The organism is Mycobacterium sp. (assembly GCF_035570115.1).
In the GTDB taxonomy this organism is placed as follows: domain Bacteria; phylum Actinomycetota; class Actinomycetes; order Mycobacteriales; family Mycobacteriaceae; genus Mycobacterium.
Genome location: NZ_DATMLH010000263.1, coordinates 1 through 10,945, shown reverse-complemented (window position 1 = coordinate 10,945; position 10,945 = coordinate 1). Strand labels below are relative to the sequence as shown.

The 10,945-nt window shown below is 65.3% G+C and carries 13 protein-coding genes and 1 pseudogene; 11 read left to right on the top strand and 3 right to left on the bottom strand.

The window, feature by feature from the left end:
* The 7 genes and pseudogenes from VNW74_RS24910 to VNW74_RS24880 form a co-directional block, all read left to right on the top strand.
* Positions 1-601 (top strand): annotated as a pseudogene (locus tag VNW74_RS24910) (DNA-directed RNA polymerase subunit beta'); the annotation flags it as partial.
* A gap of 149 nt (positions 602-750) precedes the next feature.
* Positions 751-1,506, top strand: a complete 756-nt coding sequence (locus VNW74_RS24905; RefSeq protein ID WP_325681799.1) for a deoxyribonuclease IV — start codon at positions 751-753, stop codon at positions 1,504-1,506.
* Positions 1,507-1,521: 15 nt separating this feature from the next.
* Positions 1,522-2,367, top strand: a complete 846-nt coding sequence (locus VNW74_RS24900) for an alpha/beta hydrolase family esterase (RefSeq protein WP_325681797.1) — start codon at positions 1,522-1,524, stop codon at positions 2,365-2,367.
* Between the two features lie 47 nt (positions 2,368-2,414).
* The gene (locus VNW74_RS24895) at positions 2,415-4,043 is read left to right on the top strand and encodes an acyl-CoA dehydrogenase family protein (protein ID WP_325681795.1); all 1,629 of its coding nucleotides are present in this window, start codon (positions 2,415-2,417) and stop codon (positions 4,041-4,043) included.
* Positions 4,044-4,140: 97 nt separating this feature from the next.
* Positions 4,141-5,079 (top strand): crotonase/enoyl-CoA hydratase family protein, encoded by a 939-nt coding sequence (locus VNW74_RS24890; protein WP_325681793.1) that lies wholly within the window; start codon positions 4,141-4,143, stop codon positions 5,077-5,079.
* A 12-nt stretch (positions 5,080-5,091) separates the two neighbouring features.
* Positions 5,092-5,826, top strand: a complete 735-nt coding sequence (locus VNW74_RS24885; RefSeq protein WP_325681791.1) for a PaaX family transcriptional regulator C-terminal domain-containing protein — start codon at positions 5,092-5,094, stop codon at positions 5,824-5,826.
* Positions 5,823-6,590: a crotonase/enoyl-CoA hydratase family protein gene (locus tag VNW74_RS24880; RefSeq protein ID WP_325681790.1), complete on the top strand. Its 768-nt coding sequence runs from the start codon at positions 5,823-5,825 to the stop codon at positions 6,588-6,590. The genes VNW74_RS24885 and VNW74_RS24880 overlap by 4 nt, the downstream gene beginning before the upstream one ends.
* 106 nt (positions 6,591-6,696) lie before the next feature.
* Here VNW74_RS24880 and VNW74_RS24875 read toward each other — a convergent pair whose 3' ends face one another.
* The 3 genes from VNW74_RS24875 to VNW74_RS24865 all read right to left on the bottom strand — a co-directional run bounded on the left by VNW74_RS24875 (position 6,697) and on the right by VNW74_RS24865 (position 8,781).
* Positions 6,697-7,869 carry an FAD-dependent monooxygenase gene (locus VNW74_RS24875; RefSeq protein ID WP_325681788.1) on the bottom strand — a complete coding sequence of 391 codons (1,173 nt, stop codon included), beginning with the start codon at positions 7,867-7,869 and terminating at the stop codon, positions 6,697-6,699.
* Positions 7,870-7,962: 93 nt separating this feature from the next.
* Positions 7,963-8,400: a DUF3060 domain-containing protein gene (locus VNW74_RS24870; protein WP_325681786.1), complete on the bottom strand. Its 438-nt coding sequence runs from the start codon at positions 8,398-8,400 to the stop codon at positions 7,963-7,965.
* Between the two features lie 3 nt (positions 8,401-8,403).
* Entirely contained in the window at positions 8,404-8,781 is a 378-nt protein-coding gene (locus VNW74_RS24865) for a DUF3060 domain-containing protein (protein ID WP_414686766.1), read from the bottom strand.
* Between the two features lie 184 nt (positions 8,782-8,965).
* Here VNW74_RS24865 and VNW74_RS24860 point away from each other — a divergent pair, with 184 nt between their 5' ends.
* The 4 genes from VNW74_RS24860 to VNW74_RS24845 form a co-directional block, all read left to right on the top strand.
* Entirely contained in the window at positions 8,966-9,604 is a 639-nt protein-coding gene (locus VNW74_RS24860; protein WP_325681784.1) for a TetR/AcrR family transcriptional regulator, read from the top strand.
* Between the two features lie 267 nt (positions 9,605-9,871).
* Positions 9,872-10,246, top strand: a complete 375-nt coding sequence (gene rpsL, locus VNW74_RS24855; RefSeq protein ID WP_007767794.1) for a 30S ribosomal protein S12 — start codon at positions 9,872-9,874, stop codon at positions 10,244-10,246.
* Positions 10,246-10,716 carry a 30S ribosomal protein S7 gene (gene rpsG, locus VNW74_RS24850; RefSeq protein WP_325681782.1) on the top strand — a complete coding sequence of 157 codons (471 nt, stop codon included), beginning with the start codon at positions 10,246-10,248 and terminating at the stop codon, positions 10,714-10,716. The genes rpsL and rpsG overlap by 1 nt, the downstream gene beginning before the upstream one ends.
* Positions 10,717-10,769: 53 nt before the next feature.
* Positions 10,770-10,945 (top strand): GTP-binding protein (locus VNW74_RS24845; RefSeq protein WP_325681801.1); only part of this gene is annotated, 176 nt, incomplete at its 3' end.

Sequence of the window (10,945 nt, the reverse complement as noted above, 5' to 3'; positions counted from 1 at the left end):
CCCGCACGAGGTGCTGCGCGTGCAGGGCCCCCGCGAGGTGCAGATCCACCTGACCAAGGAGGTCCAGGAGGTCTACCGGGCGCAGGGTGTGTCGATCCACGACAAGCACATCGAGGTGATCGTCCGGCAGATGCTGCGCCGGGTGACCATCATCGACTCGGGCTCGACGGAATTCCTGCCTGGCTCGCTGATCGACCGGGCGGATTTCGAGGCGGAGAACCGTCGCGTAGTGGCCGAGAGCGGCGAGCCCGCCGCGGGCCGCCCGGTGCTGATGGGTATCACCAAGGCGTCGCTGGCCACCGACTCGTGGCTGTCTGCGGCGTCGTTCCAGGAGACCACGCGAGTGCTGACCGATGCGGCGATCAACTGCCGCAGCGACAAGCTGCAGGGTCTGAAGGAGAACGTGATCATCGGAAAGCTGATCCCGGCCGGTACCGGTATCAACCGCTACCGCAACATCCAGGTTCAGCCCACCGAGGAGGCCCGCGCTGCGGCGTACACGATCCCGTCCTACGAGGATCAGTACTACAGCCCGGACTTCGGCCAGGCCACCGGAGCCGCGGTTCCGCTGGACGACTACGGCTACAGCGACTACCGCTAGTCAACGATCGAAAAAGCCCCGGGGTTCGCCCCCGGGGCTTTTCGTTGCGGCTATGCCGAGTGCGCTTCCAGCCGCACGTTCGGCGCCGAGTGTGCGTCCAGCCGCACGTTCGGCAGAGGGCGTCGCTGTCTCTCACTAGACTGGACGACGTGCTTATCGGTTCACATGTAAGCCCGCAGGATCCGCTGGCCGCCGCTGCCGCCGAAAACGCCGACGTGGTGCAGATCTTTCTCGGCAACCCGCAGAGCTGGAAAGCGCCCAAGCCGCGCGAGGACGCCGCACAGCTCAAAGCCGCGGCCCTACCGATCTACGTCCACGCGCCGTATCTGATCAACGTCGCGTCGGCGAACAACCGGGTGCGGATCCCGTCGCGGAAGATCCTGCAGGACACCTGCGACGCGGCGGCCGAGATCGGTGCTGCCGCGGTGATCGTTCACGGTGGGCACGTCGCCGAGGACAGCGAGCTCGACGAGGGTTTCCAGCGCTGGCGCAAGGCGCTCGAACAATTGCAGACCGAAGTTCCGGTGTATCTGGAGAACACCGCCGGCGGCGATCACGCAATGGCCCGCCATTTCGACACCATTGGACGGCTCTGGGATCACATCGGCGACAAAGGGATCGGCTTTTGCCTCGACACCTGTCACGCCTGGGCCGCGGGCGAGGCGCTAATCGACGCCGTCGACACCATCAAGGGCATCACCGGCCGCATCGACCTGGTGCACTGCAACGACTCCAAGGATTCGGCGGGCTCGGGTCGCGACCGGCACGCCAACTTCGGCACCGGGCAGATCGATCCCGAGCTGCTGGTGGCGGTGGTCAAGGCCGCGGATGCGCCGGTGATCTGCGAAACGGCCGACGAAGGCCGCAAGGACGACATCGCGTTTTTGCGTGAGCGGCTGAGCTGAGCGAAACGTACGGCCATGGTCGCGCGGGTCGTCGCACTTCTCGGCCTAGCGCTGGTCATCGCCGGCTGCGTTGCCAGGGAAACGGCAAAATCGTCAGCCTTCGCCGAAGGCAACAGCGTGCACACGATCAGCGTCGGCGGACATGACCGCACCTACCGGCTCTACAAGCCGGCGGGATTGCCCACGTCAGCCCCACTCGTTGTCATGCTGCACGGCGGCTTCGGCAGCGCCGCACAGGCCGAAAGGTCCTACGGCTGGGACGGATTAGCGGACTCGGCCAAGTTCGTCGTCGCCTATCCGGATGGCCTGAACCGGGCCTGGAACGTCAACGGCGGCGGCTGCTGCGGCCGGCCCGCCAAGGAAGGCATCGACGACGTCGGCTTCATCACCGCGGCCGTTGCCGACATCGGCCGCAACGTCAGCATCGACGGCTCCCGGGTCTACGCCGCCGGCATGAGCAATGGCGGCATGCTGTCCTACACCCTGGCGTGCGACACGGCGCTCTTCGCTGCGGTCGGCCCGGTTTCGGGCACACAGTTCGACCCGTGCAGGTCACCGCATCCGGCGTCGGTCATGGCGATTCATGGCTCCAAGGATCCGCTGATTCCCTACGGCGGCGGGCCCGGCCGTGGCTTCGTCCACATCAACGGCCCGCCAATACCAGAGCTGAATGCGTTCTGGCGCAGGGTCGATCAATGTCAGGCGCCGTCCGTCGCGACCAGTGGGTCGGTCACCACCTCGACCGCCGGATGTGCCGACAACCGCAGCGTGGTGCTGATTACCATCGACGGCGGCGGCCACCGTTGGCCCGACTTCGCCACCCAGAAGCTGTGGGAGTTCTTCGCCGCTCATCCCCGTTGAGCATTACAGGTCTTGTTCGGTTGTAGAAAAAATGTAACATGTTGGGCATGTCAGATACTCATGTCGTCACCAACCAGGTCCCGCCGCTGGAGGAGCACAACCCGGCATCCTCGCCGGTGCTTATCGAGGCCCTGATCCGCGAAGGCGGGCAGTGGGGCCTGGACGAGGTGACGACGGTCGGTGCGATTTCCGGGTCCAGGCAGGCGCAGCGCTGGGGCGAGCTGGCCGACCGCAACCAACCGATCCTGCGTACCCACGACCGCTACGGCCATCGCATCGACGAGGTCGAGTACGACCCCGCCTACCACGAGCTGATGCGGACCGCGATCGAGCACGGTCTGCACGCCGCGCCGTGGGCCGACGACCGGCCCGGTTCGCATGTGGTCCGGGCGGCCAAGACCAGCGTGTGGACCGCCGAAGCCGGCCATATGTGCCCGATTTCGATGACGTACGCCGTCATTCCGGCGCTGCGCTTCAACCCGGAGCTGTCTGCCGTCTATGAGCCGCTGCTGACCAGCCGGCACTACGACGGCGAACTCAAGGTGCCGACGACAAAGCTCGGGATGACCGCGGGCATGTCGATGACTGAAAAGCAGGGTGGCTCCGATGTCCGTGCCGGTACGACCCAGGCCACCCGCAACGCCGACGGCACCTACAGCCTGACCGGTCACAAGTGGTTCACCTCGGCGCCGATGTCCGACATGTTCCTGGTGCTCGCGCAGGCGCCCGGCGGGCTGTCCTGTTTCTTTTTGCCCCGAGTGCTGCCCGATGGCACCCGCAACCGGATGCTGCTGCAGCGGCTCAAGGACAAGCTCGGCAACCACGCCAACGCGTCCAGCGAGGTGGAGTACGACGGCGCCACCGCGTGGCTGGTGGGCGAGGAGGGCCGCGGCGTCCCGACCATTATCGAGATGGTCAACCTGACCCGCCTGGACTGCACGCTGGGCAGCGCCACCAGTATGCGCACCGGGCTGACCCACGCCGTCCACCACGCGCAGCACCGCAAGGCATTCGGCGAGTATCTGATCGACCAGCCGCTGATGCGTAATGTGTTGGCGGATCTGGCAGTTGAGGCTGAGGCCGCCACCATGGTGGCGATGCGCATGGCCGGCGCCACCGATAACGCCATTCGCGGAGACCAGACAGAAACGCTGCTGCGCCGGATCGGACTGGCGGCCAGCAAGTACTGGGTGTGCAAGCGCTCCGCCCCGCACGCCGTCGAGGCGCTGGAATGCCTGGGTGGCAATGGCTATGTCGAGGATTCCGGCATGCCGCGGCTGTACCGTGAGGCACCGCTGATGGGGATCTGGGAGGGATCCGGCAACGTCAGCGCACTGGATACATTGCGCGCCATGGCAACTCGTCCGGAGTGTGTTGACGTGCTGTTTGACGAGCTGGCCAAGAGCGCGGGCCAGGATTCGCGTTTGGACGGCCACATCGAGCGCCTGCGAACGCAGCTCGGCGATCTGGACACCATTCAGTACCGGGCCCGCAAGGTCGCCGAGGACATCTGCTTGGCGCTGCAGGGCTCGCTGCTGGTGCGCCACGGACATCCCGCTGTGGCCGAGGCGTTCTCGGCGACTCGCCTCGGCCGGGAGTGGGGCGGTGCTTTCGGAACCATGCCCTCCGGGCTGGATCTCGCTCCGATCCTCGAGCGGGCAATGATCAAGGGATGATCCGCGCCGGCGACGATGCAGAGCGGAGCGATGCGGAGGAGCGGCGCATGATCCCAGCCGGCGACGATGCAAAGCGGAGCGGAGGAGAGCGGCGCTCATGACTCATGCGATGAGACCGGTTAACTTCGACAACCTCAAGACAATGACCTACGAGGTCACCGATCGGGTTGCGCGTATCACCTTCAACCGTCCCGAGAAGGGCAACGCGATCGTTGCCGACACCCCGCTGGAACTGTCGGCTCTGGTCGAACGGGCCGATCTGGACCCGGATGTGCACGTCATCCTGGTCTCCGGCAGGGGTGAGGGCTTCTGCGCGGGCTTCGACCTGAGTGCCTACGCCGACCGCACCGGCTCAGCCGGTGGCACCGGCGCCTACCAGGGAACGGTGCTGGACGGTAAGACGCAGGCGGTCAACCACTTACCGAATCAGCCGTGGGATCCGATGATCGACTACCAGATGATGAGCCGCTTCGTACGTGGCTTTTCCAGCCTGATGCACGCGGACAAGCCCACGGTGGTCAAGATCCACGGCTACTGTGTGGCGGGCGGTACCGACATCGCCCTGCACGCCGACCAGGTGATCGTCGCGTCGGACGCCAAAATCGGCTACCCGCCGACCCGGGTCTGGGGAGTGCCGGCCGCGGGGCTCTGGGCGCACCGGCTGGGTGACCAGCGTGCCAAACGTCTTCTGCTGACCGGGGATTGCATCACCGGGGCACAAGCCGCCGAGTGGGGCCTGGCAGTCGAGGCGCCCGACCCCCAACACCTCGACGAGCGCACCGAACGCCTGATCGAGCGGATCGCCGCGGTGCCGGTCAATCAGCTGATTATGGTCAAACTCGCGCTCAATTCGGCGCTGCTGCAACAGGGTGTGGCTACCAGCCGGATGGTCAGCACGGTCTTCGACGGCGTCGCCCGGCACACACCCGAGGGGCACGCGTTCGTCGCCGACGCCGTCGAGCACGGCTTTCGCGACGCGGTGCGGCACCGCGATGAACCGTTCGACGACTACGGTCGCCGAGCTTCCCAGGTTTGACGGGTCAACACGATGTCAAAATCGCTCACCCGCATGACCGCGCGGTCGGTGGTGCTTAGCGTGTTGCTCGGCGCCCATCCGGCGTGGGCCAGCGCGGCTGAATTGATAAGGCTCACCAGCGACTTCGGTATCAGGGAACCCACGTTGCGGGTCGCATTGACCCGAATGGTCGGCGCCGGCGACTTGATCCGGTCCGCCGACGGCTACCGACTCGCCGAGCGGCTGCTGGCCCGGCAGCGCAGGCAGGACGATGCCATGAGGCCACAGCTGCGACCGTGGCGCGGATACTGGACCACTGTGATTGTGACCAGCGTCGGTACCGACCCCCGGACCCGTGCTGCGTTGCGAACTACGCTGCACGACAAGCGTTTCGGGGAACTGCGCGAGGGGGTGTGGATGCGGCCGGACAACCTCGAGGTCGATCTGGACGCCGAACTGCGTGCTCGGGTGCGGATAGTGCAGGCCCGTGATGACGCGCCCGCCGAGTTGGCTGGACAGCTTTGGGACCTGTCGTCGTGGGCCCGCACCGGTCACCGGCTGCTCGCCGAGATGTCGGAGGCAGCCAATGTTCCCGCTCGGTTCGTGGTCGCCGCTGCGATCGTGCGCCACCTCTTGATCGACCCGGTGCTGCCGTCCGAATTGTTGCCCGCAGACTGGCCGGGAGCGCCGCTGCGCGCTGCCTACAACGACTTCGCGGCCGAACTGACCGAGCGGCGCGACGGTATCCGATTAGTGGAGGCGACATGAGCGATCCGGTACGCGTAGAACGCAATGGTGCGGTGACCACCGTGATCCTGAACCGGCCGGGGGCCCGCAACGCCGTCAACGGCCCGACGGCTGCTGCGCTGTTCGCGGCGTTCGAGGAGTTCGATCACGACGACAACGCTTCGGTGGCGGTGTTATGGGGTGATAACGGAACCTTCTGCGCCGGAGCTGATTTGAAGGCGTTCGGCACATCGGAGGCCAACGCAGTACACCGGACGGGTCCGGGCCCGATGGGTCCGACGCGAATGGCACTGTCAAAGCCGGTAATCGCTGCGGTCAGTGGCTACGCCGTCGCCGGCGGCCTGGAGCTCGCGTTGTGGTGCGACCTGCGGGTGGCCGAGGAGGACGCCGTCTTCGGGGTATTCTGCCGCCGGTGGGGTGTGCCACTGATCGACGGTGGCACCATCAGGCTGCCGCGGCTGATCGGGCAGGGCCGGGCGATGGACATGATTCTCACCGGCCGCGCGGTCGACGCCACCGAAGCGCTGGCAATGGGACTGGCCAATCGTGTTGTGCCCAAAGGACAGGCCCGCGAGGCCGCCGAGCAACTCGCCGCCGAGCTGGCCGCATTGCCTCAGCAGTGCATGCGATCGGATCGACTCTCAGCGCTGCATCAGTGGGGGATGACCGAATCAGACGCTCTTGACTACGAATTCGCGAGCATTTCCCGCGTGGCCGCCGAAGCGACGGAAGGTGCGGGACGTTTCGCTGCCGGGGCCGGCCGGCACGGCGCCGCTGCGGTATAGCAGAGAGACGGTCTGCGAGAGGAACGAAACGCGGCGCGGCCACGAGCTGACGACCGACTCGGTTGCTATCGGCCGGCCGTCACAGCGCAACCGCGGTGTAACGAGCTCAGTAGCTCGGCAGCGTGAAAGAACGCCCGACAGCCAGCGACTGCCTGGCGACCAGCTTGCTGACAACCGGGATGCGCAGCAGCCGAATACCGACGTTGCGTAGTTGGGCGCGCCAGCCCGAGGAGAAATTGTCGATCTTGAGGCTGCCGGCAGCTAGCTTTTGGCACCGCGCGACGTACGACGCCAAAAGCCGCTGATATGTGGCGAACGCGGCCGTGTGGTCGCCACCCGCCGCACGCAGCTCGTGAGCCAGCACGTAGGCCCCAACCACCGCGAGGCTGGTACCCATTCCCGAACGGGGTGAAGCGCACCAAGCTGCATCACCGATCAGGCATACCCGACCGCGAGAGTAGGAGTCCAGGTGTACTTGGGCGATCGAGTCGAAGTACACCTCAGTGGCCTCGGCGAGCCCTTCCAGCAAATTGGTTACCTCCCAACCCATCCCGCTGAACCGCTCGGCGAACAGCCGTTTGTTGTGTTCGGTGTCGCGATAGTCGAAACTGACCGCGGGGTCGGTGAGATAGAAGCTTGCTCGCGCGGGCAGGTCGGGATCGGTAGCTTGCAGCACCGCGGTTCGACCGGAAGCGGCGCACGCCATGCCGCAATGGTCCAGCCGCAGATGGTTATTGGTATCGAAGAATCCGAAGCACTGACCCAGCTGTGTGACGTATTGCTCTTCCGGACCGAAAACCAGGCTGCGCACCACGGAGTGCAGCCCATCAGCCCCAATCACGATGTCATAGCTGCCCGTCGATGTGTCGCTGAAGGTTACGTTGACCCGGTGTCCGTCCTCGTCGAGGCTCGTAACACGAACGCCGAAGAGGTAATTGACATCCTCGCGGACGGCTTCATACAGAATGCCCGCGAGGTCGCCCCAGAAGATTTCCAGCTCGCCGCTGATCACTTCGGTGGGTAGCCGGCCGACTTCCTTTCCGCGTTCGTCGACAAGGACGAGCGGCCCCATCCCCGTGGCGCTGGCTCGCACCTGTGCCAGCAGGCCCATCTTCTCGAGCACCACGAGCGACGGGCCTCGGAAGTCCACAGCCTGCCCACCGGTGCGTAGCTGGCGAGCCTGTTCGGTGATTGTGACGGTGTGGCCTTGCCTGGTAAGCCAGAAGGCCAAACACGGCCCGGCGATGCCACCGCCGTTGATCAGGATATCGAACGGCACTGCAACCCTTCTTTTTTGGCGAGCAATCACCCATGATGCCAGCAGCCACTCCGCAGCGCTGCGTGGGCAGCGAAGACCCGCCGCTTGCGCCGACTAGCTGGCCTTGGTGATCGTGTTGCCGTTGCCGAGGTTCTCGACCTTGGGGTTGCCGTCTTTGTAGGTGATCGTGTTGTTGATCCCCACGACGTTGAGTCGCTTGTCGATCTTGTCGATGGTGATCTTGTTGTCGGCACCGCCGATACTCACCGTCCCGCAGGTGCCTTTGACGGTCAGTATGTTGTTGTTGCCACCCACGTTGAGGGACTTTCCGTCGGCGCAATCGAGAGTGGTTGTGGTACCGAGAGATCCATAGTTGATCGTGTTGCCGATATCGAACTGCGCACCCGTACTGGTCGTCGACGTCGTTGGGCTCGTCGCGGTGGCGGAGGCGGACCCGCTTGTAGAAGGGACCGCGTTGTTGTTCGTGCCGCCGCAGCCGGCGATGCCGAACACCAGCACGAGGGTAGATAGCGGCAGGACCAGCGCGCGCACGCTTTACCCCGCTACCTGACTGATGCGGTTGGTCATGCCGAGTTCGCGGCCACGGTCCCAGACGATCGGCTGGCCGCTTTTGTAGAAAACTGACTCGTTGGAGCCGTAGACGGTGATGTCGTGGACGACGTTGTCGGCGACGACGGTGTGACCCGAGCCCATCACCGTCACCGCCCAGCAGGTGCCCAGCGCGTTGACGGTGTTCCGGGTCCCGTCGACGAGCAGCGTGGCGCCATTGCAGTCGATCGTCTGCTCGAGACCCTCCCCGGTGACATGGGTATCACCGTTTTTGGCGTGCCCGGTCGCCGCCCCGGCGGTCAGGCTGAACGGAATCGCGATCGCGCAGGCGGCCAAGGCTCGGCATGGCAGTGTCCATTTCACCGCGGGCTCCTCTCACCATGGCGCGTGATCTGCTGGAGGAGAGCGTACGTGGATTGCCGCGCGGCATGGCCCGCTTCCCCCATATGCCGGCCGATCGCAAGCGGCCGGTATTTCCACTCGGCACCAGCCGCGTTGTCGGCAGACTAGAGTTCTTCGCTGATTAGCAACCCGAAGGGCGATCGCCATGGCACCTGAGCCGGAGTCGTCGGCCGGTCGGGGCACCGGGGCGAAGTCTGCGGCCCGGCCGGCCCGACTGAGCCGCGAGATCATCGTCAACTCCGCGCTTACCTTCCTGGACCGGGAGGGGTGGGACGCGCTGACGATCAATGCCCTGGCGACGCAACTCGGGACCAAGGGCCCGTCGTTGTACAACCACGTCGACAGCCTGGAAGACCTGCGCCGCACGGTGCGGATGCGGGTGATCGACGACATCATCACCATGCTGGCCCGGGTCGCCGAAGGACGAGTCGGCGACGATGCCGTGCTGGTGATGGCCGGCGCTTACCGCAGCTATGCCCATCACCACCCGGGCCGGTATTCGGCGTTCACCCGGATGCCGCTGTCCGGCGGCGACGATCCGGAGTTCACTGCGGCCACCAAGGGCGCGTCGGCACCGGTGATGGCGGTGTTGTCGTCCTATGGGCTCGATAGCGAGCAGGCCTTTTACGCGGCGCTGGAATTCTGGTCGGCGATGCACGGCTTCGTGCTGCTGGAAATGACCGGTGTGATGGACGACATCGTCGACACCGACACGGTCTTCTCCGACATGGTGCTGCGGCTCGCGGCCGGCATGGAGCGCCGCAGCGAAGGCAGCGCCCAATAGGCCCGTTAACCTGGCACCGGACGGCAACGCCGTCGCTTTGACCTGCCCGACCAGCGGCGGGTATTGTTGTTGCTCGTGCCTGGCGGCTTAAGGCGCTTCACTTAAGACGCGCGCGCCGGGCCAATTCGCATGTCCACGACGCAACGAACAAAGTTCTGCGGCGGGCGCCTGCGACACACCCGGCCCCGGGGGACTGTGGCAGGGCATAACTGCAGTACAGAGACTTGAAGCACCGATAAACGAGCAGAACTAATAGGAAGCCGGTAGATGCCAACCATTCAGCAGCTGGTCCGCAAGGGGCGCCGCGACAAGGTCGCCAAGGTCAAGACCGCGGCCCTCAAGGGCAGCCCGCAGCGCCGTGGCGTGTGCACTCGCGTGTACACCACGACTCCGAAGAAGCCGAACTCGGCGCTTCGGAAGGTGGCGCGCGTCAAGCTGACCAGCCAGGTTGAGGTGACGGCCTACATCCCCGGCGAGGGGCACAACCTGCAGGAGCACTCGATGGTGCTGGTGCGTGGCGGCCGTGTGAAGGACCTGCCCGGTGTCCGTTACAAGATCATCCGCGGTTCGTTGGACACCCAGGGTGTCAAGAACCGCAAGCAGGCTCGCAGCCGCTACGGCGCGAAGAAGGAGAAGAGCTGATGCCGCGCAAGGGACCGGCGCCCAAGCGCCCGCTCGTTAACGACCCGGTCTACGGGTCGCAATTGGTCACCCAGCTGGTCAACAAAGTCTTGCTGCAAGGGAAGAAATCCCTCGCCGAGCGCATTGTTTATGCTGCGCTCGAACAAGCCCGCGAGAAGACCGGCACCGATCCGGTGATCACACTCAAGCGGGCCTTGGACAACGTCAAGCCGGCACTGGAAGTGCGCAGCCGCCGCGTCGGTGGTGCCACCTATCAGGTGCCCGTCGAGGTGCGGCCCGATCGGTCCACCACGCTCGCGCTGCGCTGGCTGGTCAGCTTCTCCCGGCAGCGTCGGGAGAAGACCATGACTGAGCGCCTGGCAAACGAGATCCTGGATGCCAGCAACGGCCTCGGTGCCGCCGTCAAGCGACGCGAGGACACCCACAAGATGGCCGAGGCAAACCGCGCCTTTGCGCACTATCGCTGGTAGAGGCGCCACCGGCGCCAAACTGGCAAAGTGGCCGGGCGACAACTGACAGCGAACTGACAAGCAATCGAAAGAGTGGGAAGACTTCTGAGGCACAGAAGGACGTGCTGACCGACCTGACCAAGGTCCGCAACATCGGCATCATGGCGCATATCGACGCCGGAAAGACGACGACGACGGAGCGCATCCTCTACTACACCGGTATCAGCTACAAGATCGGTGAGGTGCACGA